Origin of the sequence: Flavobacterium microcysteis, assembly GCF_006385255.1 — a bacterium.
GTDB lineage: Bacteria > Bacteroidota > Bacteroidia > Flavobacteriales > Flavobacteriaceae > Flavobacterium > Flavobacterium microcysteis.
On sequence record NZ_VFJE01000056.1, the window covers coordinates 250098 to 275223 of the forward strand.

At 36.5% G+C, this 25126-nt stretch carries 26 protein-coding genes; 14 read left to right on the forward strand and 12 right to left on the reverse strand.

The genetic code is table 11. From position 1 onward, the window contains the following. Complete coding sequence (locus FJA49_RS14800; protein ID WP_140001702.1) at positions 1-657, forward strand: hypothetical protein; 657 nt, start codon at positions 1-3, stop codon at positions 655-657. A 120-nt stretch (positions 658-777) separates the two neighbouring features. Here the strand turns inward: FJA49_RS14800 and ahcY are convergent, their stop codons facing one another. After that, entirely contained in the window at positions 778-2094 is a 1317-nt protein-coding gene (gene ahcY / locus FJA49_RS14805; RefSeq protein WP_140001703.1) for an adenosylhomocysteinase, read from the reverse strand. Between the two features lie 206 nt (positions 2095-2300). Here ahcY and FJA49_RS14810 point away from each other — a divergent pair, with 206 nt between their 5' ends. The 7 genes from FJA49_RS14810 to FJA49_RS14840 all read left to right on the forward strand — a co-directional run bounded on the left by FJA49_RS14810 (position 2301) and on the right by FJA49_RS14840 (position 9835). Then, positions 2301-2816 carry a hypothetical protein gene (locus tag FJA49_RS14810; protein WP_140001704.1) on the forward strand — a complete coding sequence of 172 codons (516 nt, stop codon included), beginning with the start codon at positions 2301-2303 and terminating at the stop codon, positions 2814-2816. A 63-nt stretch (positions 2817-2879) separates the two neighbouring features. Continuing rightward, a complete protein-coding gene (locus FJA49_RS14815) occupies positions 2880-3521 on the forward strand; it encodes a 4'-phosphopantetheinyl transferase family protein (RefSeq protein ID WP_317131705.1) in 642 nt (213 codons plus the stop codon). Positions 3522-3526: 5 nt separating this feature from the next. After that, the gene (locus FJA49_RS14820) at positions 3527-4264 is read left to right on the forward strand and encodes a geranylgeranylglyceryl/heptaprenylglyceryl phosphate synthase (RefSeq protein ID WP_140001706.1); all 738 of its coding nucleotides are present in this window, start codon (positions 3527-3529) and stop codon (positions 4262-4264) included. Next, a complete protein-coding gene (gene pnuC / locus FJA49_RS14825; protein ID WP_140001707.1) occupies positions 4257-4886 on the forward strand; it encodes a nicotinamide riboside transporter PnuC in 630 nt (209 codons plus the stop codon). Before FJA49_RS14820 ends, pnuC begins: the two co-directional genes overlap by 8 nt. Continuing rightward, positions 4841-6955 (forward strand): DUF4301 family protein, encoded by a 2115-nt coding sequence (locus tag FJA49_RS14830; protein ID WP_140001708.1) that lies wholly within the window; start codon positions 4841-4843, stop codon positions 6953-6955. The genes pnuC and FJA49_RS14830 overlap by 46 nt, the downstream gene beginning before the upstream one ends. A gap of 2 nt (positions 6956-6957) precedes the next feature. Then, entirely contained in the window at positions 6958-7359 is a 402-nt protein-coding gene (gene arfB, locus FJA49_RS14835) for an alternative ribosome rescue aminoacyl-tRNA hydrolase ArfB (protein ID WP_140001709.1), read from the forward strand. Positions 7360-7594: 235 nt separating this feature from the next. Further along, on the forward strand, positions 7595-9835 hold the full coding sequence (locus FJA49_RS14840; protein ID WP_140001710.1) for a TonB-dependent receptor: 2241 nt from the start codon (positions 7595-7597) through the stop codon (positions 9833-9835). Between the two features lie 59 nt (positions 9836-9894). On the opposite strand, the gene FJA49_RS14845 is transcribed toward FJA49_RS14840, so the two are convergent. Further along, the gene (locus FJA49_RS14845) at positions 9895-10368 is read right to left on the reverse strand and encodes an SRPBCC family protein (RefSeq protein WP_140001711.1); all 474 of its coding nucleotides are present in this window, start codon (positions 10366-10368) and stop codon (positions 9895-9897) included. 2 nt (positions 10369-10370) lie between these two features. Then, positions 10371-10799 carry a Rieske (2Fe-2S) protein gene (locus FJA49_RS14850; RefSeq protein WP_140001712.1) on the reverse strand — a complete coding sequence of 143 codons (429 nt, stop codon included), beginning with the start codon at positions 10797-10799 and terminating at the stop codon, positions 10371-10373. A gap of 166 nt (positions 10800-10965) precedes the next feature. Between FJA49_RS14850 and greA the strand changes: the two genes are divergently transcribed. Together greA and FJA49_RS14860 are read left to right on the forward strand one after the other, a co-directional pair. Continuing rightward, the gene (gene greA / locus FJA49_RS14855) at positions 10966-11442 is read left to right on the forward strand and encodes a transcription elongation factor GreA (protein WP_140001713.1); all 477 of its coding nucleotides are present in this window, start codon (positions 10966-10968) and stop codon (positions 11440-11442) included. 35 nt (positions 11443-11477) lie between these two features. Further along, complete coding sequence (locus FJA49_RS14860) at positions 11478-11867, forward strand: HIT family protein (RefSeq protein WP_140001714.1); 390 nt, start codon at positions 11478-11480, stop codon at positions 11865-11867. 53 nt (positions 11868-11920) lie between these two features. Here the strand turns inward: FJA49_RS14860 and FJA49_RS14865 are convergent, their stop codons facing one another. Then, complete coding sequence (locus FJA49_RS14865; protein WP_140001715.1) at positions 11921-13072, reverse strand: sensor histidine kinase; 1152 nt, start codon at positions 13070-13072, stop codon at positions 11921-11923. A 129-nt stretch (positions 13073-13201) separates the two neighbouring features. Here FJA49_RS14865 and FJA49_RS14870 point away from each other — a divergent pair, with 129 nt between their 5' ends. The 4 genes from FJA49_RS14870 (at position 13202) to FJA49_RS14885 (ending at position 16048) form a co-directional block, all read left to right on the forward strand. Next, positions 13202-14080, forward strand: coding sequence for a flavin reductase family protein (locus FJA49_RS14870; protein WP_140001716.1), 879 nt, complete (start codon positions 13202-13204; stop codon positions 14078-14080). Positions 14081-14130: 50 nt separating this feature from the next. Further along, positions 14131-14511 (forward strand): DUF3127 domain-containing protein, encoded by a 381-nt coding sequence (locus tag FJA49_RS14875; protein WP_140001717.1) that lies wholly within the window; start codon positions 14131-14133, stop codon positions 14509-14511. A 65-nt stretch (positions 14512-14576) separates the two neighbouring features. After that, positions 14577-15218 carry a leucyl/phenylalanyl-tRNA--protein transferase gene (gene aat, locus FJA49_RS14880; RefSeq protein WP_140001718.1) on the forward strand — a complete coding sequence of 214 codons (642 nt, stop codon included), beginning with the start codon at positions 14577-14579 and terminating at the stop codon, positions 15216-15218. After that, complete coding sequence (locus tag FJA49_RS14885; RefSeq protein ID WP_140001719.1) at positions 15218-16048, forward strand: M23 family metallopeptidase; 831 nt, start codon at positions 15218-15220, stop codon at positions 16046-16048. The genes aat and FJA49_RS14885 overlap by 1 nt, the downstream gene beginning before the upstream one ends. 20 nt (positions 16049-16068) lie before the next feature. On the opposite strand, the gene FJA49_RS14890 is transcribed toward FJA49_RS14885, so the two are convergent. From FJA49_RS14890 to FJA49_RS14925, 8 genes are all read right to left on the reverse strand, one after another. Beyond that, entirely contained in the window at positions 16069-16626 is a 558-nt protein-coding gene (locus FJA49_RS14890; RefSeq protein WP_140001720.1) for a DNA-3-methyladenine glycosylase I, read from the reverse strand. 12 nt (positions 16627-16638) lie between these two features. Further along, complete coding sequence (locus tag FJA49_RS14895; protein ID WP_158629493.1) at positions 16639-20280, reverse strand: TraB/GumN family protein; 3642 nt, start codon at positions 20278-20280, stop codon at positions 16639-16641. Between the two features lie 110 nt (positions 20281-20390). Then, positions 20391-21215: a translation elongation factor Ts gene (gene tsf / locus FJA49_RS14900; protein WP_140001722.1), complete on the reverse strand. Its 825-nt coding sequence runs from the start codon at positions 21213-21215 to the stop codon at positions 20391-20393. Between the two features lie 132 nt (positions 21216-21347). Further along, a complete protein-coding gene (gene rpsB / locus FJA49_RS14905; protein WP_056068008.1) occupies positions 21348-22124 on the reverse strand; it encodes a 30S ribosomal protein S2 in 777 nt (258 codons plus the stop codon). Positions 22125-22289: 165 nt separating this feature from the next. Then, positions 22290-22676, reverse strand: coding sequence for a 30S ribosomal protein S9 (gene rpsI / locus FJA49_RS14910; protein ID WP_140001723.1), 387 nt, complete (start codon positions 22674-22676; stop codon positions 22290-22292). After that, positions 22676-23131 (reverse strand): 50S ribosomal protein L13, encoded by a 456-nt coding sequence (gene rplM, locus FJA49_RS14915; protein WP_140001724.1) that lies wholly within the window; start codon positions 23129-23131, stop codon positions 22676-22678. Before rplM ends, rpsI begins: the two co-directional genes overlap by 1 nt. Before the next feature lie 256 nt (positions 23132-23387). Continuing rightward, positions 23388-24227 (reverse strand): ferritin-like domain-containing protein, encoded by an 840-nt coding sequence (locus FJA49_RS14920; RefSeq protein ID WP_140001725.1) that lies wholly within the window; start codon positions 24225-24227, stop codon positions 23388-23390. Between the two features lie 25 nt (positions 24228-24252). Next, positions 24253-24996 carry a ferritin-like domain-containing protein gene (locus FJA49_RS14925; RefSeq protein WP_140001726.1) on the reverse strand — a complete coding sequence of 248 codons (744 nt, stop codon included), beginning with the start codon at positions 24994-24996 and terminating at the stop codon, positions 24253-24255. Positions 24997-25126 lie beyond the last annotated feature (130 nt).

Consider the following 25126-nt stretch of genomic DNA (forward strand, 5'->3'; position numbering starts at 1 on the left):
ATGAAAAAAATAGTTCCCATACTTGTTTTTCTAGCCACTCTTTCTTGCGGCAAAAGCATTAGTCAGGTAAATACCGTTAAAGGAATAAGCGAATCTTCTAAAGTAAGCCTTCCTTATGGTGATAAAGATGTGCTTCATGAATTCCCCGCAGATTGGACAAAAGATAATTATAAGCAAGATTCGCTTTATAACAAATTGAGCCTTTTTTTATTCCAAGACAAGGATAATCCTGCCAGAAGTACTTTCAAAATTGATTATACGGAAGCCAAAACTTTTATAGCCAAAGACTTCATTCCTTCTGAGGATGTGAAGAATAAAAAATCAAAAATAGAATTAAAAAGCGCACAGGTTCTTGATGGGAAAAACTTCAAAATAGTGTCTGTACTATACGATGGAAAAATAGACTGCAAGACCTGCGAATATCCCAAAAGTCAAACCCAGAATGTGTTATTGAGCATCAAAGACGGAAAGGTGATAGACAAGCTACCCATATCCTATCTTAACGGAAGCGACTTAGGACAGTCATCAAGATATTTCTATATCGATTCTGACAAGACCATCCATCTCAAAGACTTTAAGTCAGATGAAGAAGGCGTCACTTTTGCCCAATATCTCAAATATAAAATCACTCCTGACGGCAAATTTGCCAAACTCTAATAAAAACAAAAAACCTCGCCAAAAAGCGAGGTTTTTTTATCTCAAATCTATATTCAGAAATCAAAAATCCTAAATCGGAAATCAAAAATCTAAATTCAAAGATCTTAAATCAAAAATAGATTAATATCTGTAATATTCAGGCTTAAATGGACCTTCAACTGCAACTCCAATATAAGCAGCTTGTTCGTTGTTCAAAGTTTCCAACTCAACACCTAGTTTTGCCAGGTGAAGGGCAGCTACTTTTTCATCCAAGTGCTTAGGAAGCATGTATACTTCATTTTTGTAAGCAGCACTGTTTTTCCATAACTCAATTTGAGCCAAAGTTTGGTTTGTGAAAGAGTTACTCATTACAAAACTTGGGTGACCTGTAGCACATCCTAGGTTTACAAGACGACCTTCAGCCAGGATGATAATATCTTTTCCGCTGATAGTATATTTGTCTACCTGAGGCTTGATTTCGATTTTTGACGCACCGTGGTTTTTGTTCAACCAGGCCATGTCAATTTCGTTATCAAAGTGACCAATGTTACAAACAACAGTCTTATCTTTCATTTTCTCGAAGTGTTTGCCCACTACGATATCTTTGTTTCCTGTTGTAGTGATGATAATATCAGCATTAGCAACAACAGTATCTAATTTTTTAACTTCATATCCGTCCATAGCAGCTTGCAATGCACAGATTGGATCGATTTCAGTAACAGTTACGATAGAACCAGCACCTCTGAAAGAAGCAGCAGTTCCTTTACCAACGTCACCATAACCACAAACTACAACTCTTTTTCCAGCCAACATCAAGTCAGTTGCACGACGAATCGCATCAACAGCAGATTCTTTACAGCCGTATTTGTTGTCGAATTTAGATTTAGTAACAGAATCATTTACGTTAATTGCAGGCATAGGCAATGTTCCGTTTTTCATTCTTTCGTAAAGTCTGTGAACTCCTGTAGTAGTTTCTTCAGAAAGACCTTTGATGTCAGCTACTAATTCTGGGTAACGGTCAATAACCATATTAGTCAAATCACCACCATCATCCAAGATCATGTTCAATGGCTTTCTGTCTTCACCAAAGAACAAAGTCTGTTCGATACACCAGTCAAACTCTTCTTCGTTTAATCCTTTCCAAGCATAAACCTGGATTCCTGCAGCAGCAATTGCAGCAGCAGCCTGATCTTGCGTAGAAAAAATGTTACATGATGACCAGGTTACTTCAGCACCAAGAGCAATCAATGTTTCAATCAACACCGCTGTCTGGATTGTCATGTGAAGACAACCTGCAATTCGAGCACCTTTTAAAGGCTGTTCGTCCTTATATTCTCTGCGAAGTGCCATTAAACCTGGCATTTCAGCTTCTGCTAATTCAATTTCTTTTCTTCCCCAAGCCGCAAGAGAAATATCTTTCACTTTGTAAGCCACAAAAGGTAATGTCGTTGTACTCATCTATTTGTATATATTTGTATTATCAAATTTTTTGCAAATTTACGGAATTACTTTTTATTAAAATAGTCCGAAAAAATTATTTAAGGTTTGTTTAATAAGAGGTAATTGTTTGAATAAGAAGCTAATCCTTGATTTTGAATCGTAGTAACAAGTTCAAAAATAGTATCAACATACTATATTGCTAATTTAAAATTGATTAAGTATAAATGAAAAAAGTTAAACTCGTACTTTTTCAACTGATTGCAATATTCTTCTTAGTGAATGGTATTAAAAAAATTTATTTTGCTGTTTATTCTGATGAAATGGATTGTGTTTTAAAATTTATAAAAAACACTGAGGTTGATTGTTGGGATGAAACTAAAAGCGGAAGGATTATGGTATTTATGAATGATATTCAACTCATCCCTTTGTATGCTTTCCTTGCTGTTGTAATTATCATTTTGATTTTGAATTCTGTTCTGAAATTTTCATGGAAAACGACAATTACTGTTTTTATACTATCCTTTTTTCTAATATGGTGTATTCAAAGTGGTTTTGTGAATCCAGTATTAAATAGTCTTGGAAGAATTTTTTCTGACAATCTTTTGTATAAGTATGTAATAGAATCGTTGACATATACCGTAATTGGAATTGTTTTTTTGCTATTGAGTATAAAAACAGGAAAAGAGGATAAGGAAATAAATCAAGGTAGAAATGCAAAGAATTTAGCGGAGCAAACATAGGTCACAAAATGATGAAAGCCTCGATTTTGTCTGTTATTACTCAAAACTGTTTATTCAGAAATAATGCTTTATAAAATTGTCCAATATAATCCCACAACAAAAATTCTAATCTGGAAAATTACGGAGAGTTTTGACGAGTTTTTTTCTCAAGTCATCTTGAAAGAAAAAACGCTGGAGAGACTGCAATCCATGAAATCAGAAGTACACCAAAGAGCATTTTTGAGTGTCAGGAAACTACTTCAGGAAGCAGGGCATAATGATTTGCAGCTTCACTATGACGAATTTGGCAAGCCGCATCTGGAAAATGAAACCCATATTTCCATTACGCATTCTTTTGATTTTTCTGCAATTATCCTAAGCGATGAAAACGTAGGAATCGATATTGAACTTCGCCGTGAAAAAGTAATTCTGATTGCTGAAAAGTTTGTTGACGAAAGCGAATTCAGATTTCTGGACAAGGAAAAAAAAGAAGATTATGTTTCCAGATTAACCGTAATCTGGGGCATAAAGGAAGCCATCTTTAAAATCAGAAATGAAAAAGGAATCAGTTTCAAAGACCATATTTTTGTAGCACCTTTTGAAATGAAAGATCAAAAAACAAAAGCACTTCTTACTTTTGCAAACCTAAATATAGAATTTGATGTCTGTTTTGAAGAAATCGAAGACTACACTTTAGTGTATGCCTTTCAGAAAGGAAATCAGTAAGCCCAATGCATAGCATCTATAACGAAATACTCCAGTCCAAAAAAGAGAAAAAAAAGCTTCTGGCTATTCTTCTCGATCCTGATAAGATCTTTCAGGATTCATTACAAAACATCATTCCTAAGATAAACCAATCGCCGGCTACCCATATTTTTATTGGCGGCAGCTTAGTACTCACAAACAATATTGATGAAATTATCCGGGAATTAAAGCAAAAAACCACACTTCCGATTTTGCTTTTTCCAGGAAATCCGTCACAAATCTCCATAGAAGCCCACGGTATTTTATTCCTGACTTTATTATCAGGAAGAAACCCGGATTTTTTAATCGAACATCAGGTCAAGGCAGCACCAATTCTGAAAAAAACCAACCTGGAAATTATTTCTACAGGTTATATATTGATTGATGGCGGCAACCAGACTGCTGTAGCTTCGGTAAGCAAGACGATACCGTTGCCTAGACACAATTCAGATATTGCAGTAGCAACAGCATTGGCAGGCGAATTTTTAGGAAACAAGCTGGTTTATCTGGAGGCTGGAAGTGGTGCAAACCTCTCAGTTCCTTTAGAGACAATTTCTTTGGTTTCAAAAAATATAGGGATACCCTTAATTGTAGGTGGAGGCATAAAAGACATCCAAGGAATTGAAGATGCCTATGCCGCCGGAGCAGATTTGGTAATCATAGGAACAGCTTTTGAAAACGACCCCAATTTTTTTATAAACTCTAATTTGATGCTCCATGATTGATTTTTTTCTCAACGCCTATAAAGATAAACCCACCATTGATATTGTTTTAGAAGCCGTTGTTTTTATTTCCGGAATCATGAGCGTTTATTTTGCCAAAAAAGAAAATATCTGGGTATATCCTACCGGTATTATTGCAACAGTAATTACAGTTTATCTATTGTATAAAGCAGGTTATTTTGCTGATATGACGCTTAATATTTATTTCTCGGTTATGAGCGTATATGGCTGGGTCAATTGGACGAGGAAAAAAGAAGATGATTATGTCGTTAAGATTTCAAGAACAAATACAAAGCAGAAAGTCATTGGAGTATTGTTATTTTTTCTTACTATTGTTGTAACATATTTTGTGTATCACTTGTTCGGTAAAGAAATCTTGCCCGAGAATTATATCGACATATTCACTTCGGGATTGTTTTTTACGGGTATGTGGTACATGGCAATGAAAAAGATTGAAAATTGGACACTATGGATTATTGCAGATATCATAGCTGTGCCATTGTATGCGTATAGAGATTTGGGGATGTTATCATTGCAATATGTAATTTTTACAATTTTGGCTATTTTAGCTTACATAGAATGGAGGAAAATCTTAAACAACAGCCCACAAATAAAATCAGAATAGCATTGTATGGTCCGGAATCTACCGGAAAAACTACATTAGCAAAACAATTGGCAGAACATTTTCAATCCAATTGGATTCCTGAATTTGCCCGTGATTATTTACAGGAAAAATGGGATCGTTCCAAAGAAATTTGCCAACCCGAAGATTTGCTTCCTATAGCAATCGGACAAATGAAATTGGAAAACAAAGCCTTGTCTGAAACCGGTAACTATCTTTTTGCCGATACTAATCTGATGTGTACAAAAGTCTTTTCAGAAATCTATTATGGTTTCTGTGATGCAGTTTTGGATAAAGCCGCCCGAAAACACAAATACGACCTGTTTCTCTTAACGGATATTGATGTTCCTTTTGAAAAAGACGACTTGCGGGATAAACCCGAGGAGCGGGAAATGCTTATAAAGAGATTTGAAGAGGCGCTGATTGAAAATAAAAAACCTTACATCCTGCTTTCCGGAAATAAAGAAGAAAGATTGCAAAAAGCAATTATCATTCTTGAGGATTTGGAAAAATTAAAACAATTAGGATTTAATTCTTACGATTTTGTCCAGATTTATAATCAAGGAATCAGTGTGGATACAGTAGCTTATCAGCTTCAGGTATTCAATACGGGCATCCCGAAAGCGGTTTTAGAAAAACCGGCTTCAGTATCCAGCGGTATTGTGCCGCTTTCAGAAGAAGAAGCGGTTTATTATGCCAATCTCTTCGAATCTAAAAAAGAAAAGCTTAAACTTCAGAAGTTTGTGCCCGCATCTGGTGCCGCAAGTAGAATGTTCAAATTCTTAAATGAATTTGTCAACGAATATAAACTGGGCAATGAAACAATAAATGCCTATATAAACAGAAAACGTTGTGGTTCAGTTCCGATTTTCCTGATAGGGATGGAAAAATTTCCATTCCATAAGGCAGTTTTGGAATATACACAAACAAGATATCCGGAATATAAGCAGTGGGACAAAGACATGCGTTTTTTCTATTTTATAAAATCCATGTTGTCGTCAAGCCATTTTGATTTTGCTTCAAAACCCAAAGCAGTATTGCCTTTCCATCAATATGGAGATTATATAGCTACGCCTATAGAAGAACATTTAAATGAAAGTGGTTCGTATGCGTTTTCCAATGGCCTTTCGAACCTGCATTTTACAATTTCGGAAGAACATCAGGACTCCTTTGATGAAATTATAAAGAATGTCAAGCCAAAGGTTGAAGCCAACACAGCGATTAAAATCCATGTCGATTATTCCTATCAGCATAAAACGACGGACACACTTGCTGTTGACCTGCAAAATAACCCGTTCCGTCTCGATGATGGCAGTTTGTTTTTCAGGCCGGGTGGACATGGCGCTTTAATAGAGAACCTGAATCAATTGTATGCCGATGTTATTTTTATAAAAAATATCGACAATGTAATCCAGAACCATATACATCTTATCAGTCTGTATAAAAAAGCTTTGGCAGGTATCTTGCTGGAATTTCAGGAGAAGATTTTTGCTTTCCTGAAAGTCTTGGCAACAGAAAATACCCAAAAAGAAACAATTGACGAAATCGTAGAATTTGTAAAGACAAAACTTCAGATTTCCATTAATGCCGATTTCCAGAAATATACCAGAGAAAACAAGGTTGCCCATCTTCAGGAAATCCTAAACAGACCTATTCGTGTTTGTGGTATGGTCAAAAATGAAGGAGAACCTGGTGGTGGTCCATTTTGGGTACGAGATACTAAAGGGAATGTTTCCCTGCAAATTGTAGAATCCTCACAAGTGGATGCTCAAAATGCAGCACAGGCCAAAATTATGGCAAGTGCCACACATTTCAATCCGGTTGATCTGGTTTGTGGTACGAAAAACTATAGAGGTGAAAAATTCGATTTAAGAGATTTTATCGATAATGACAGCGGTTTTATTGTAGAAAAAAATAAAAACGGAAAGCCAATCAAAGCCTATGAATTACCTGGGCTCTGGAACGGAGCTATGGCAAAATGGATTACCATTTTTGTAGAAATACCGTTGATTACTTTTAATCCCGTAAAAACAGTAAACGACTTATTAAAGCCGGCACATCAGCCGCAATAATTTTGGATACGGAAAAAATAATATCAGAACTAAAGTTTAAGGCTGTCAGAAGCAGCGGAGCGGGAGGGCAGAATGTCAATAAGGTTTCCTCAAAAATCGTCCTGTCTTTTGATATGGCAAATTCTAAAGCGCTTTCTATAGAAGAAATTGCGATTTTGGAAGAAAAATTGGCGCCCCGTCTTACCAACGATAAGATACTTATCCTAAACAGTGATGAAGATAGAAGTCAGTTGAAAAACAAAGAAATTGCGATAAAAAGATTGCTCCTTTTGCTGAAGCAAAATCTGATTGTTCCAAAGGAGCGAAAAGCAACAAAAGTGCCCAAAGCCGTTATCAAAAAACGAATCCAAAGCAAAAGAAAATTGTCTGAAAAAAAGGAATCCAGAAGAAAACCCGACTTTTAATTAAAAAATCTGAATTCTCACCCGCATTATCTTAATACTTTTCTATCTTTGCCCTGTCTCAAAGGGGTGCTCCAAATAACGAGCTGAGATTATACCCAACGAACCTGGGCGGGTAATGCTGCCAAGGGAGAATGACAACTTTTTAGAGTGCACGCTTAAAAGCTTGTCATTAAGTACAATCAATTAATTTAAACAACAGAATAATTGCCCCTTTTATTCGTAAGAAAATTTACGAATGAAAACTTTATTCAAAAAAAATGAGCTTGAGCCCAAGAAAAAAAGCCTAAGCCTGCCGGAGTCGTTATTGAATGCAAAAATGATGACCGGAATTGCATTTTTTGCTTCAGCTTCTCTTTTTGCCCAAGAAAAAGTAGTTGTCGATACTACAAAAACCAGAAACCTGGATGAGGTTTTGGTTTCCGCAGTGCGGGTTAACGCACAAACACCAGTTACGTTTAGCAACATCAGTAAGAAAGAACTGGAATCCAGAAATTTAGGTCAGGATATTCCAGCCTTATTAAATTACTTGCCGTCGGTGGTAATCACTTCTGATGCCGGTAACGGAATCGGATATTCTGCCATTAGTGTCAGAGGTTCTGATTCAAGAAGAGTCAATGTGACGCTTAACGGGATTCCTTACAATGATTCCGAATCGCAAGGTACTTTCTGGGTCAACATGCCTGATTTTGCTTCATCAGTTCAGAACATCCAATTGCAGCGTGGTGTAGGAACTTCTACTAATGGAGCCGGAGCTTTTGGTGCCAGTTTAAACCTGCTTACCGATTCGTATGCTACGGAAGCCAATGGCGAAATTTCAAATTCTTTCGGAAGTTTTAATTCCAGAAAACACACCTTGAAATTCAGTAGCGGTTTGCTTAAAGACCATTTCGAATTGGCCGGGCGTGTTTCTAATATTAAATCCGATGGTTATATCGACAGAGCGTCTTCCGACCTGAAATCGTATTTCTTTCAAGGAACCTATATAGCCAAAACCACATTGATTAAAGCTTTAGTATTTGGTGGAAAAGAGAAAACATACCAAGCATGGAACGGACTGGAAGATCCGGAAAAACTAAAAAATGACAGGACTTATAATCCGTCAGGAGAATATGTTGATGACAACGGAGTGACCCGTTTCTATGATAACGAAACGGATAACTACAACCAGGATCATTATCAGCTGCACTGGAACGAACGTTTTTCAGACAATTGGAGCACTAACCTTGCTTTTCACTATACCAAAGGAAAAGGCTATTACGAAAACTACAAGAAAAAACAGGATTTATCGGAATACGGAATCGAGCCTCAAATAATAAATGGTGTAGAAATAACGAAAAGCGATCTGATTCGAAGAAAATGGCTTGATAACGATTTTTACGGGACTACATTTTCAGCAAATTATAAAAATGAAAAAATAGATTTTATCCTGGGTGGTGGATGGAACAAATACGAAGGTAGCCATTTCGGAAATGTTTTATGGACAAGAAGCCTTATACTGCCAGAGTATAATTTCAAATACTACGATGATTTTTCGACAAAAACCGACTTCAATGTTTTTGCAAAAATCAATTATAAGCTGAATGAAAACTGGAGCCTTTTTGGTGATATGCAGTACAGAAATGTTGGATACAAAACCAAAGGAGCAGACACAGGTTCAGTAGATGACAATTTTAATTTCTTTAACCCAAAAGCGGGAATTACATATGTTGTCAATGACGAAAACAATATTTATTTCTCATATGCCCGTGCCAATCGTGAGCCTAATCGAAGCGATTACGAATCCGGAAACCCAAAACCTGAAAAGCTGAATGATTTTGAATTGGGTTGGAGATACAATTCGCCTAAGACAAAACTGAACGTTAACGGATACTATATGCGATATAAAGACCAGCTTGTCCTAACAGGCGCTTTAAACGATGTTGGTGCACCAATTCGTCAAAATAGTGGAGAAAGTTACAGGCTTGGATTAGAAATTGATGCTACTCTTTTCGTAGCAGAAAAATGGATTTTCCGTCCAAACGTTACTGTCAGCGCCAACAAGAATGAAGATTTTGTTTTTCAACGTGACGGAGCTTTAGAGAAACTAGGAAATACGGATATCGCCTTTTCTCCAAATGTAATCGTTGGAAATGCGATCACGTTTTTGCCAATAAAAAATATGCAGGTTTCGCTTCTGACTAAATTCGTTGGAGACCAATATATGGGGAATATAGATTCTCAAGTTTCAAGATTGAAAAGTTACTCTGTGAGCGATTTGAATGTTTCATACGAAATCAAAACCAATACTGTTTTCAAATCGATCATATTTTCAGGACTGGTAAATAATATTTTTGATTATAAATATGAGTCAAACGGTTATTTCTATACCTATGATGACGACTATTCTAATCCGGGTACTATTAAGACAATCGAAGGAGCAGGATATTTCCCTCAGGCAGGAATTAATTTCCTGGCCGGAATGACATTGAAATTTTAAAAAATAGTTTTTTAATTATTCCCGAAAACCTGGCAGGATGCAACACCTGTCAGGTTTTTTTATTTCAGGATTTTTTTCCATTCATCTGATTCGGCAACTTCTTTTATTGCGGTATTTCTTTTCTTTAGGAAGGAACGCAGGTAGTTTTCCAAAAAAATAAAATCGGCTAATTTTCCCAAAATGCCGAAAGGCGACTGATATTCGAAAATGTCGGTCATTAAGGTCTGATTGCCCTCGGTTTCGAAATGATGTTCGTGCCGAAATCTTTTGAAAATGCCTTCCGCCATTTCGTCAGCAAAGAAAGACGGATGGTTATAATCAGTTACTTTTGAAGTTAGAGATTGTGTGAATCCTAAGTGTTTGGCACGCCAGGTCACGCTTTCGCCTAATCCGATTAACCCGGAAGTCTTGCCTGCAATAGCTTCTTCATTGGTTTGTTTAGTCGAAACAGTATGCAAATCAATACTTCTTGATAAATCAAATACGATATCAATTGGTGCAGTGATTGTTGTTTTTAAACAAATCCGGGGCATTTTTAGTTATAAACCCGAATTACATTTCCGGTAACCTGAACGCGATAAGGCTTCATTGGATATTCTACATCTGCTTCCGCAAGACCGGTAAATAAGCTGTACCTGACATCATCACATGGGCAAACTGCATTTATCCCTTCAACCACAAGTCTCGAACAGCTGCTTGCGTATTGATTCGGACAGCTGGCATCATAAGCTCTGAAACTTCCGGCTCCTGCATTAAAAACAATAATGCCGTTAGCACCGGCACCATTAAGCGTAATCAGCTTGCCATTTCCGGTATATTGCAGATCGCTATAAAGCGGAAGGTTCATGTTGATCTCGACATTAAAAGAATAGTTCGGGATATAAGGGTTTCTGTTGTTGATTTTGCTGTCAGAACACGCTGAAATCGCAATACCGATAAGCAAAAGGGCAATAATCTTTTTCATAGCAAAAATTTCTATTCTATAAATTTGTTGAAACAAATTTAATTTAATTAACTTTGGTTTTATATACTAGCAGTATTAAATATTAAATTGGATTAAAAATACTATCTTTGTGAAAAGAAATCCCGTCGTGATGGGATTTTTTCTATTTTATATAAACGATGAAATTATGAGTAACGTATCTTATTATACAGCGGAAGGCTTAAAAAAATTGAAAGAGGAACTAGAACAGCTAAAAAGTATTGAGCGTCCAAAAGCGTCTCAGGCTATTGCTGAAGCTAGAGATAAAGGAGACTTGTCTGAAAATGCGGAATATGATGCGGCTAAAGAAGCTCAGGGTTTACTCGAAATGAGAATTTCAAAGTTGGAAGAAGTGTATGCGAATGCTCGTCTGATTGATGAGTCACAGCTTGATGTCTCTAAGGTTTTGGTTTTGTCAAATGTAAAAATCAAGAACCAGGCTAATGGCATGGAAATGAAATATACGTTAGTTGCTGAAAGTGAAGCAGATTTAAAAACGGGTAAAATTTCCGTAACATCGCCAATTGGTAAAGGACTGCTTGGGAAATCTGTAGGTGAAATAGCTGAAATCACAGTTCCAAATGGTATCTTGAAATTTGAAATTTTAGAAATCAGCAGAGACTAATCATTTTAAAGCATAATCTTAAAATCTAAAAAAGAATGAGCTCGATTTTCACTAAAATAGTTAACGGAGAAATACCGGCCTATAAAATTACAGAAGATGCAGACTACCTTGCATTTTTGGATGTAAATCCAAATGCTAAGGGACATACTTTGTGTATTCCAAAGAAAGAAATCGACAAAATCTTTGATATGGAGGAAGACCAATATTTGGGCTTGATGAAATTCTCCAGAAAAGTAGCAAAGGCATTGGAAAAAACAGTAGCCTGCAAAAGAGTTGGTGTTGCTGTTGTGGGACTTGAAGTACCACATACACACGTGCATTTGATTCCGCTTAACGAAATGGACGAAATGCGTTTCCAAAACAAAGTAAAATTGACCAAGGAAGAATTTGAAACACTGGCTAAAGAAATCCAAGCCAATTTGTAAATTCTTTTTAAAAGTATAAAAGCCGCAAACTCAATTTGAATTTGCGGCTTTTTTTATAGTTTCCTAAAGCTTACCTGCATACAAGTTCCTTTTCCTATTTCGGATGAAAGGACTTTAATTCTTCCATCGTGATATTCTTCAACGATTCTTTTTGTTAAGGAAAGTCCCAAGCCCCAACCGCGTTTTTTGGTCGTAAATCCAGGTTCGAAAATTTGCTTGAATTGCTTTTTAGGAATTCCTTTTCCGGAATCCGCCACTTTTATCTTTACAAAGCGGCTGTCTTCTTCAATAACAATCGACAAATCACCACGGCCTTTCATAGCGTCAATAGCATTCTTGACCAGATTTTCAATCGTCCAGCTATGCAATATCGGATTGATTGAGGTCTTGATAGGATGATTAGGTGCCTTAAATGAAAAATTAATCTGGTTTGAAAATCTTGATTTCAGGTAGTCATAGGACTGTTCCGTTTCTGCAATAATATCTTTTTCTTCTAAAACAGGCTCTGACCCGATTTTTGAAAAACGGTCGGCTATGGTCTGTAGCCTTACAATGTCTTTTTCAACTTCCGTTACCGTAGTTTCATCTACATTATCGGCTTTCATGATTTCAATCCATCCAAGTAAGGAGGATAATGGCGTTCCAATCTGATGTGCCGTTTCTTTTGCCATACCTGCCCAAAGCTTGTTTTGGGTAGCCATTCTGCTGGCGCGGTAAAAATTAAAAATCAATAACCCGAACATGACCAAAATCAGGAATAAGGCTATTGGATAATATTTCAGATTGTTTAACAGGGAAGAGTTTCCATAATACACGTATCGAACATCTCCCGGAAGATATTCAAGAACAATCGGATCGTTTTCATTTTTGAAATTTTTAAAAAAAGCTTGTGCCTTAATTGAATCATTGGCAATAGTCTCGTCGATATTTCTCATGCCCATAATGTTTCCATTCTGGTCAGTCAGTACGATAGGGATGGTCGTATTTTTATCAACAATCTGTCTTGGAAGCTCGATATCGTCATTGAGCAAATCGGCATTATTGATTGTTTTTAAGGAAGTCGCCCATATCTGCATTTTGATATGCTCCTCGTTTTTAAAAATCTGGAAAAAAGTGTAAGTATTCCAAAGAATCAGGGATATGATGAGAAAGGAGATTACGATGATAATCCAACGTGTGACATTTCTTTTTTCAGAAAACTGCATAAATTTTATTTTGAGGTATAAATATAAGGAAAAGATATAAAGTCGAATTTTGAAACTGTTTATAAATCGTAAACACTTCTTTTATTCTTCTTGATGCAATTTATTACTTTTGTTTAAACGCAGAATTTTATGATTAGTATAATACCGAAGGAAATCCCAACAGCAAAATTGCAGGGATATCTTCAGGGATCAGTAGGGCCGAGGCCAATAGCTTTTGCCAGCACGATGGATAGTAACGGGAAACCGAATTTGTCACCGTTTAGTTTTTTTAATCTTTTTAGTGCGAATCCGCCAATTTTGATTTTTTCGCCATCGAGAAGAGTTCGTGACAATACTATAAAACATACGCTGATTAATGCTGAAGCTACCCGTGAAGTTGTGATTAATGTTGTTAATTATGACATGGTACAACAAGCATCTTTGGCAAGTACAGAATATGGCGATGGTGTAAATGAGTTTTTAAAAGCCGGATTTACAGCCATTCCGTCTGATATAGTAAAACCGTATCGTGTAAAAGAATCTCCAGTACAGTTTGAATGCAAAATACAGGAAATCATCAGTCTTGGAAATGAAGGCGGAGCCGGAAATTTAATTATCTGCGAAATCGTCAAAATGCATATTGATGAGAGTATTTTAGATGAAAACGGAGGTGTTGACCAACATAAGATTGATTTAGTTTCACGTTTAGGAGGAAATTGGTACTCCCGTTCGAATATGGGATTGTTTGAAGTAGAAAAACCATTGACAACATTAGGTATTGGTGTGGATCAAATTCCTGATTTTATAAAAGAGAGCCCGGTTTTTGACGGTAATGATTTAGGCAAATTGGGCAACGTTGAAGCATTGCCTACAACCGAAGAAGTTGCTATATTTGTAGACCAGAATTTTGCTGTAAAAGGTGTCTTAAGTTCTGATGATCAGGAGAAAGTGCATTTAAAAGCAAAAGAATATCTTGATAATAATGAAGTGATGGCAGCATGGAAAGTGCTATTATCAGAAAAAATATAATGAGAGGGCTGATTTACAAGCCATATAAATAATAAAAACAAAAGAAGATTATGGAAGTTACAGGAAGAGTTAAAGTGATAAATGCCGAGCAGCAAGTTAGTGCGTCATTTAAAAAGAGAGAATTGGTTGTTACAACAGATGAGCAATATCCGCAGCATATCATGATTGAATTTACGCAGGATAAATGTGATTTGTTGAATAACTATACAGTAGGCGAGCCTGTTAAGGTTTCTATCAACCTAAGAGGTAGAGAGTGGGTAAACCCACAAGGTGAAACCAAATATTTCAACAGTATTCAAGGATGGAGAATCGAGAAATTGCAAGCTGAAGCACCTTCATCTTCTGCGCAAGTACCTCCAATGCCGGCAAAAGAAGCTTTTGAACCAGCAAACAATTATAAAGAAGAAGAGCACGACGACCTGCCTTTTTAATTCAAAAATAGAAAATCGAAAAACCGCAAATATTGCGGTTTTTTTGTGACTTTAAGAAAATAAAAATGTATTTCCTTAGTAAAGAATTGTTTTTTCCTCCGGTTGAAGAAGCCAATGATGATGGAATTGTAGCTATTGGTGGCGATTTGTCGCCAGAAAGGCTTCTATTGGCCTATAGGAGTGGAATTTTCCCGTGGTTTGATGATGATGAACCTATACTTTGGTGGTCACCGCCAGAAAGAATGGTTTTGTTTCCTGAAGAGTTCAAGGTTTCCAAAAGCATGAGAAATATTCTGAATCAGGATATTTTTAAAGTAACCTACAACCAAAATTTTAGAGATGTTATTACAAATTGCAGCACGATAAAAAGAGATGGACAACAAGGAACCTGGATTTCGGAACAGATGATTGAAGCCTATATAAAACTCCATGAAATGGGAATCGCCAGGTCGGTTGAAATCTGGCAGGGTGATGTATTGGTTGGAGGGCTTTATGGTATTGATTTAGGACATGTTTTCTGTGGCGAGAGTATGTTTTCTAAAGTTTCTAATGCCTCAAAAGTGGCTTTTGTTTCGTTGGTCAGGAAATTAAAAGAAGCCAATTATAAGCTCTTGGATTGTCAGGTTCATAATAGCCATTTGGAAAGTTTAGGTGCTAGGGAGATTTCGAGAGAAGATTTTATGGGGATTATTAAAAAAGGCCAATAATGAATAGAAACTTTATAATTATTGCTTTACTGATGTCCGTTTTATATGCCTGCAATTCAGTTAAGTTGCCGCAGACTAAGTTTAATGCTTCACCATTGGGCTATTCTCAGAAAATTGTTGGTGATAGTTTGGTTATCACATTAGATAATTTATTGAAATGTCCGGTACGAATAGTTTTAAATGATTCTTTGTTAAACAAACGTTTTGAAAGCAAAGGACTGGTAGTGTTAAGTCCTAAGGAAAAGAAAAGAATCAGTATTTTTTTTGACACAGCCCAACAGCATAAATCCGGAGCGAATTATATGCTGGGAAATGCAATGTCACATCCAAAAGAAACCCGATTAGCCTTACCGTTTCAAAAAGGGAAAAAGTATACCGTAGTTCAAGGGCATAATGGTAGTTTTTCGCATAAAGACGGATTGTCAAAACTGGCTTTGGATTTTGATTTAAAAACAGGAGATACCATATGTGCAGCTGCTAGTGGTTTTGTCGTAGGTCTTATCGATAAATACCAGCATTCTGGAAAAGATAGCTCATGGAAAGATTACGCCAATTTTATTACGCTCTACCATCCTGAAACGGGACTGTTCACAGAATATGTACATTTAAAAGAAAAAGGCGCTCTGGTAGCTATGGGTGACTTCGTAAATGCCGGACAACCCATTGCGCTATCTGGAATGACGGGATGGACTACAATTGCACATTTGCACTTTGTTGCCTATTTTAGAAATACAAGCTGGAAATCAGAACCCGTAAATGTCAATTTTATTGAAGGCTACAAGGCAGAAGATTTAAAAGCTGGTGGCATTGTGAAAAAGAATAGCTTATAAGCACGGAGAAGGCCATAAAACTACTTTTTGGTCCAACACTCTTCTATGTGGTCGTTTACCATTCCTGTGGCCTGCATATGAGCATAGATAACAGTGGAGCCTACAAACTTAAATCCTCTTTTTTTCAAATCTTTACTGATTTCATCAGAAAGTGGAGTCGTTGCCGGAACATCTGATAGTGTTTTTGGTCGGTTTATGATAGGCTTGCCATCGGTGAATTTCCAGATATAATCTGAGAAACTTCCAAATTCTTTCTGTGTTTCCATAAATGCATTCGCATTGGTCACGGCAGCACGGATTTTTAGCTGGTTTCTGATGATGCCAGAATCTTGCATCAAATCTTGGATTTTTTCTTCGGTATATTGGGCTACTTTTTTATAGTCAAAATTGTCAAAAGCTTTTTTGAAATTTTCTCTTTTGCGAAGTATGGTTATCCAGCTCAGGCCTGCCTGAAAGGTTTCCAGAATCAGGAATTCAAAAAGTTTTTGGTCGTCATACACAGGAACGCCCCATTCTTCGTCATGGTATTTTTCATAAAGACTGTCGCCAATACACCATCTGCATCTGATTTTTTCCATAGCTTTAAGTTTCTAGAAATTAAACATCATAGCTTCATTCACTTCTTTTTCTTTTTCAAAGCTTGCCCGAGGATTCGATTCTTTTATTATAGAATCAATTACAAGTTCGATTTGGCTTTCTTCCGAAGTTTCTTCGTCTAGCACAGTCTGTGTTTCATAGTAGGCTTGGAGATTCAAATTGCTATTTTCTTTTATGAAATAAATCCCATGCATAATCGGTTCGCTTAACTGTGTCAATTTATTTGCCTTTTCAGATTTAAAAAAGTAAGCTGAAATATCCTTGTGATTCTTTTTAAACTCTTTGGCAGAAATAAGTTTTAGGCTGTCTTTTTGAGTGAAATTTCTAATAACCATTAATGCTGATAGTGCTATTTCTTCATCCGGGATATTTTTAAATTCCCGCTTCGGATTTTTATTTAAGAGCAATTGCATCATTAAAAATCGCTTTTCAGGATTGGCTAATGCTTCTTTTTCTTCGCTATCAGTTAATTTGTTGTTTACGACCTTAATTCTGAGGATTTCGTTGTTGATATGAGAAATGTCAAGTTTGTCACTTTTGCTAAAAAGGTCGTCGATGTTTTTATCTTCTTTAAAGTTCGAAAGAAGAGCCAGATAATTTGCCAATTCAGAAGTTTGCATGGCATCAAAGGTGTTTTGAAAATCTTCCTCCTCTTCTTCTGAATAATTCTGTTTCGTGCTCAGCAGTCTCTTGTATTCCATTTTGGCATCTGCAATTAATGCTTTTTTATGGGAATTTATTTTTTTAATTTGTGATATTTCTTTGTCAAATAATAGATTGCAGAATTCTAAAACAGACTGCTTGTATTCTTTGATAGTATAAAATTGGAATATTTTAGGATATAATTCTTTGCTGTTCTCTATATCTTTTTCGAAATAAGAAAAAAGCGAGTTGATTTGGTATTGATTCGTAAGCGGCAAATCATATTCAAGTAGCTCCATTATTTTTCGGTAACCCGCTTTTGATTTTTGGTTTGCCAAGGCTTTTAAAATGGAAATTTGAATTGTGGTTTTGTTGTTTTCTTTTTTGTAATAACTTTCTAAATAAGGAATAACACGATCATCATTAATGTATCCTATTTTCTCCAATAGGGATTTTATGGCAGCGTTTTCTGAGTTTTTAAATTCGAAACTTGACAGGAAATGGGTTATTTTTTCAAAATCTTTTTTTGTGATTTCCAGCTGTTCAACTGATGTCAAGGCAGAATAACGAATCGTGTCTTTATCGCTTTTTGCATCTTCGATGAACAGGTCGAGTTTGTCTTTATCCGAAATTGACTTTTTGTCTAGGAGCGCAAAAGAGTCGAATGTTTTTTGGATGAATTTATCTTCGTTTTCCAAATCCTTATCAATCAAGGCGCTTAATAAATAATAGGAATCTCCCGTATATACTATTTTTTGTTTTAGGGCCGAAGTTGAATTTGGCTTTGAGACAACAGCATCGACAGTATAAACGTTGTTCTCTTTGTCGTAGGACTCTGTTTTAGATACAAATTCATACGAATCTTTTTTGTCAGTTGTCAGTTCAGTCCACATTGTTTTTTGTATTCCTTTTTTGGATAAAAAGTCATAATTAAGCAATGGACTTTCAGTGTAATAATCTTCTACGTAATCAATTAAGTCTTCCTGTTTGCTCACTTTTAAGAGATGGCTTTCGAGTTTCTTTTTGATCGAGTCTAGTGAAGTCTGATTGTAATATTTAGGATAGATGGAATATTCTAAATCTACTGTCTTTCCTGATAGTGTTTGAAAGCTATATTGGTTATTTTTCGAAATGAACGTATTCTTTGTATTCTCTGGCTTGGCCCGAGTTGCCCATAATATTTTTTCATTTCCTTTTTCTGGAATTTCAACCTTGAATTTTGCTACTGTATCTTGAAAGGTTTTCAGGTTGGAATCATAGCGATAAGGCTCTTGTTTGAATGAATTGAAAAAGCGCAAAGCATTTTTTTCTGAGGCATTTACTGTGCCTAATAAATAATAATCGGAACCGTGAATAAAACTTTTCAGCTTGATGTCCTTTTCACCGATTTTTGAGTTGGATTCTAAAGAAAATGTCTCTGCATTGTATTTTACATTTGATGCATAAGAATCATACTGCAAGTAAAATTCATTATGAATTTGTTGCTGTTCTTCTTCAGAACCCAGTATCTCTTTGCTGTCATTCAATACTCTTTTGGTTAGAAAATAGTAGCTTTTTTCATAAGGGTCGTAAGCCTGAATTTCCACATTGTTATTGTCAACGCCTAAACCGTCGGCTGTTTTGAAAGCAGGAGTTTCTATTGAAAATCCCCCATTTTCTGGCTGTGTTTTTTCCCAATTGTTTGAGAAGCCTTTAATTTTTATATTGTTAAAGACTTCGTTTTCATACTGCCTCACATAGTTTACGTTTCCAATCATCGAAATGGCAATAATCTCGATTGGCGTAATATAAAAACGATAATGTTGGCTATTGCCTGCTTTGGTTTTGCTTTTGATGTCATAGCCGCTATAGCTGTCGCTCTCAAAAAACTTTTTCTCAATAATATTGCCCGGAATGTTTTCAAAAAACAAGCTGTCAAGCGACTTAGGATTGTAGGTTGTATTTTCTTTTTTTACGAAGTAATTCAAAGGAAGTCTTTTGATGTTGATTATGCCACCATTAGTAAAATCTGCCGAACCTATATGAAAATCTTTTTCTGTAAATGTTTTGTAGAGAGGAATGGCTATCATTCCGTCTTTTGTTCTGGCCGCTGAAAAATTAGGGTTTGGGAAATATTCTTCTATAGTTTTTTTCTTTGTCTGACCGCTCTCTGTCAGTTCATCAAAAATAGGTTTTACGGTATATCCTTTTTTTATCAATAGCTCGAGAATACCCTCTTTTCCGGCTAAATGGGCTGCGCCAACAGCAGCGAATAGGCTGCCTTTTTTAGCAAGAGAATCGATGCTTTTGGTCATGATATAATTTCGACTTCCGATTAGTGCATTTTGAGCTTTTTTAGAAAGCATAAGCTTGAACAAAGAGTCAAGCATGACAATGTCTTTCTCACGATAAAATTGATTCAATAGTTCCTCGGGATTCTTGTTTTTTAAAAACTTAAATAAGGCTACCCTGTTTTCATCCTTAGCAATTGCATCTTCTGAACTTAAATTCATGAGAGGAATTAAAGATTCTTTTGCTATTTCAAGTCCAACTACCTTTTTGTTGTATTTTCTTCCGGTATGATAAATGAACATATCAAGAACTGAATTTTCTTGATAATCAGCCCGATTTCCATCATCAAAGGACATCATGTTGTTGAAATAGGAATTGTCGTTAACAAAGACGGTTGCTATGGATTCTCTTTTGGCAGGACGCTTGTAGAAGTTTGTGTAAAATTTGAAGGAATTATTGAAACGGGATGGGCTTGTGAGGATTTTTAAATCTGACCAGGTTTCAGGGTCGCTTTCATTGGCAACTATATCGGCATCCAGGAGGTTCTTGTAAAAGGAATCAGAAAGATGGTAGGATATCTTTTCATTAAGATGCATTGTTCCGTACAGATATGACTTTTTAGTAAGTCCATTACCTGAAATTTCCCAGAATAGTGTTTTCTCTTTTTGTGAATAAACGGCCGAAGTAAAGAGTATGAATAGAAAAAAAATCTTGTTTTTCAAGAGCTGTAAGATTTTGCGGATGAAAAACAAATATAGGATATAAATTGAAAAAACCTCAATCTAATAAATTAATAAAAGATTGAGGTTTTTAGTATGTGTTTTGGGATGTATTATCCTAAAGCAGCTCTTTTGAAACCAGTAACTGTCAAGTTTGCATCAACAGATTTTACATATCCAGAAACGCTAACAGCGCCATCTTTAATGTAATCTTGGTTTACCAATGTATTGTCTTTGTAGAAACGTTGGATTTTACCTTTAGCGATGTTATCTAACATAGCTTCTGGTTTTCCTTCCTGACGTAATTGATCTTTAGCGATTTCTACTTCTTTTTCGATGATAGATGCATCAACACCAGCCTCGTCTAATGCGATTGGGTTCATAGCAGCAGCCTGCATAGCAACGTTTCTAGCAGCTTCTTCAGCACCAGGAACATTAGCAGAAAGAGAAACTAAAGTAGCGATTTTGTTACCAGCGTGGATGTAAGATCCAACGAAAGCACCTTCTAATCTTTCGAAAGAACCGATTTCGATTTTTTCTCCGATAACTCCAGTTTGCTCGATTAATTTGTCAGCAACAGTGATTCCGTTGAAATCAGCTGCCAAAAATTCTTCTTTAGTTTTGAAGTTCAAAGCAAGGTTAGCCAAATCTGTAGCCAACTTTACGAAACCTTCATTTTTTCCAACGAAGTCAGTCTCACAGTTCAATGAGATAACAACACCAGAAGTTTTGTCTGCATTTACAACAGCGATAGCAGCACCTTCAGTAGATTCTCTATCAGATCTGTTAGCAGCTACTTTTTGGCCTTTTTTACGAAGGTTTTCGATAGCTAGATCGAAGTTACCGTCAGCCTCAACAAGCGCTTTTTTGCAGTCCATCATCCCTGCACCAGTCAGGGTTCTTAATTTATTTACATCTGCAGCAGTTATAGTTGCCATTTTAGTGTGTTTTTTTAAGGGTTAAAAATAAAAAATTCCAAAGTCTAAATTCCAAATCCCAAGTTTATTAAATTATCAACGTATTGTAATTTATCTGGAAATTGGAATTTAAAAATTGGAATCTAATTTAATTTATTCTTCAGTTGAAGCTTCTACAGTCTCGTTTGGAGCGTCTGTAGCTTCGTCAACTGGCTGTTCAACTTCTTTGTCAGAAGTAGTGTTTCTGTCAGAAAGACCTTCGATAACAGCAGCAGTTACTAAAGATAAAATTTTCTCAATTGATTTAGAAGCATCGTCATTTGCAGGGATTACATAATCTACCTCTCTTGGGTCAGAGTTTGTATCTACCATTGCGAAAACTGGAATGTTTAATTTTTGAGCTTCTTTAATCGCGATGTGTTCAGCTTTAATGTCTACAACGAACAATGCAGCAGGAAGTCTTGACATATCAGCGATAGAACCTAAGTTCTTCTCTAATTTTGCACGAAGACGATCAACCTGTAAACGTTCTTTTTTAGATAATGTCATGAAAGTACCGTCTTTCTTCATTCTATCAATAGAAGCCATTTTCTTAACCGCTTTTCTGATAGTTACGAAGTTAGTCAACATACCACCTGGCCATCTTTCAGTGATGTAAGGCATGTTTGCTGCAGCTGCTTTTTCAGCTACGATATCTTTTGCTTGTTTTTTGGTAGCAACGAATAATATTTTTCTACCTGATGCAGCGATTTTCTTCAAAGCTTCATTAGCTTCTTCGATTTTAGCTGCAGTTTTATATAGATTGATAATGTGGATTCCATTACGCTCCATATAGATGTAAGGAGCCATGTTTGGATCCCACTTTCTAGTCATGTGTCCGAAGTGAACACCTGCTTCTAGTAATTCTTTAACTTCTACTTTGTTTGCCATTTTAATAATAGTTTACGTTCTGTTGATTAGCAATGTATAAATGGCGGTTTACCGGCTGAATACATTTAGATGCTAAACTAATTTCCTGCCTCGACAGGGATTAACAACATTGTTTTGAATAATAAATGAACGATGTCTCTTCTGTTACCGAAAAGACGGGTAATATTAACGTTTAGAGAACTGGAATCTCTTACGAGCTTTCTTCTGACCGAATTTCTTACGTTCAACCATTCTTGGGTCTCTTGTTAATAAACCTTCTGGTTTCAAGATAGTTCTGTTTTCAGCGTTTACTTCGCACATTGCACGAGCGATTGCCATTCTTACAGCTTCTGCTTGACCAGTTGAACCACCACCATAAACGTTTACTTTTACGTCAAAGTTTGAAGCGTTCTCAGTCATAGAAAGAGGTTGCAAAACTTTGTACTGTAAAGTTGCAGTCGGGAAGTAAGTTGTAAATTCTTTTTTGTTTACCGTGATGTTTCCAGTTCCTTCTGTAACATAAACACGAGCAACAGCGGTTTTTCTTCTACCGATTTTGTGAATTGTAGCCATTACTTAAGATCGTTAAGGTTAACAGTTTTAGGTTTTTGAGCTTCGTGAGAGTGCTCAGAACCTACAACAACATTTAAATTTCTGAAAAGTTGTGCGCCTAATTTGTTTTTAGGTAGCATTCCTTTTACTGCTTTTTCCACTAAAGATGCAGGGTTTTTTGTCTGTAATACTTTAGCAGTCAAAGTTCTTTGTCCTCCTGGGTAACCTGTGTGACGCATGTAAATTTTGTCATCCAATTTGTTACCTGTAAGGTTGATTTTTTCTGCGTTGATAACAATTACGTTATCTCCACAGTCCACGTGCGGTGTATAACTCGGCTTGTATTTACCTCTAAGGATCATAGCGACCTTTGAAGCAAGACGGCCCAAGTTATGACCTTCAGCATCAACAACAATCCACTCTTTCGTTACAGTGGCTTTGTTCGCTGAAATTGTCTTGTAGCTTAATGTGTTCACAATAATTTATTTTAATTAAACATTCCATCCCCAATAAAGGGGTTGCAAAAGTACAATAATTATTTTTAAATGCAAACACCTATAAAAGATTATTTTAAAGGCTGATTATCAGATTGAAAATCTGTAAATGAAGTAAGGCAAATGTACGGATTATTTTTGATTTGTCGATTCAATAAGAGAGTAAGCCAACCTTTCAGAATAAAAAAAACCATCTAAATGGCTTAGATGGTTTGTTAAATAGTAGAAATAAGTGATTTTATACAATAAACAGATTGGCTATAGTAACAGATTGTTGTGTAGTGAGCGGTTCGTCATAGGATTCTGATCCGGCCGCTCCCGGTATGGCAGGTCCTAACGATCCGTTGTTTACTGTGCTGGTATTAAATCCGGCCTGTGTTACATTTTCTTCTCCGTCATAGACCGCTTGCGTTGCAGATGGCATTCCGAGTCCTCTATCGTTTCCGGTAATCCATCCTTTGAGTCCTCGCAGTCGTCTTACTTCCGAGGCATGGCGGGCTTCAACAGAATGAATCTGTAAAGCGGCAGTCAATAAATCGGGTGTCGATATCAAATTACCGGCTTGTCCTTTATAGGCTCTTACTCCGGTATCTTCAAAAGCCTGTGCCAGTACTAAAAATTGCTGGTATGCGGCAGTGGTACCTATTCCTGTAGCATTAAAAGGGTCGAAAGCGCCTCCAACAGTAAAGTCAAATGTTGGTTTTGTAACCGCACTGGCTCCAAGTCCGGCAATCAAAAATTCTACATGGCTGGCTTCGTGTTTTGCAATTTGCATGAATACTTTTTCGTCTCTTCCTCCGGTTGGAATAACACCAGATTCTAATCCCAATCGATAAAACTCGTCTTCAAGATATTCTAGTGTTAGGGCAAGTTGCAAAGCTCCAATTGGTGTGCTTGGTGTTGGTCCTATATCTGAAGCAAAAGCCTTGTTGGTAAATGCAGCCAATCCTAATGGAATTGAGGCCAAGGCTAAATTTTTACCCAATTGCCCAAATTGTCCAAAACTGTCTCTTCTGGATCCCGTACTGTTCATTAAATTATCATCAGTAAAGGATTCTATAAATTTAAATAGATTCATAATTTCTAATTTTGTTGGTTAGTGTTTAAGGTAAATAGGTAGCCGTAAATTCTGTTGTGATAAAACCGCCAGCCACAGGAAGTATCTGTGATGGATTTTTGGCAACATCCAAACCGCTTGATGCGCTTACGACATCATCGCCTGCAAAATCATTCGAATTAGGATTAATCAGGCTTCTTATTGCGGAAGCATGTCTGGCCTCGACCGAAACAATTTTTCCGGCCAATAACAAATACTCTGTGCTCGTAATTAGTTTTCCGGCTCCGTTATATGCGGCAACACCCGTGTCTTCTAATGCTTTTGCTGTTCCCAGAATAGAACTTCTGCTGCTAAAGTTTACAGTGGTGAAATCAAATTCCAGTGCGGGAAGCAATTGAGTAGAAGGATTGGACAAGGCTCCGGTCAAAGCGACCTTGAAAAATTCTCTGTGGATTACTTCATGAGCATATAAGTCAGAAAGAACCTGTTGTTCTTCGCTATTAAAAAGTGCTCCAAAGTTATTCAGGTTAACAACTCGTGTATAGAAGTCGGCTTCAAGCTGTTCTAATGCATACGCATAAGTCAAGACTCCCAGATCGCCGCTTCCAAGATCGAATTTTCCATTTCGGACTCCTGGGGCATAAGGGCCATTGTTTGAAGAATCATCGTCATTGTTACAGCCGGTCAGGAGCAATCCAGTGGCAGCCATCGTCAGTCCGCTAATCTTTAAGAAGCTTCTTCGGTTGGTTCCCGAAGTGAGCTGTTCTTTTACAGTTACTGCGTTTTTCATAAGTTAGACATTTAAAAGGTTAATAACTAAATGGTTGATTTCAGGTTCCAACAGGAACCCTAATTGAATTACTTACGCAGAAAATTTGTTAATGGTTTTGAGAAAATGTTATATAATTACCATGTGAATT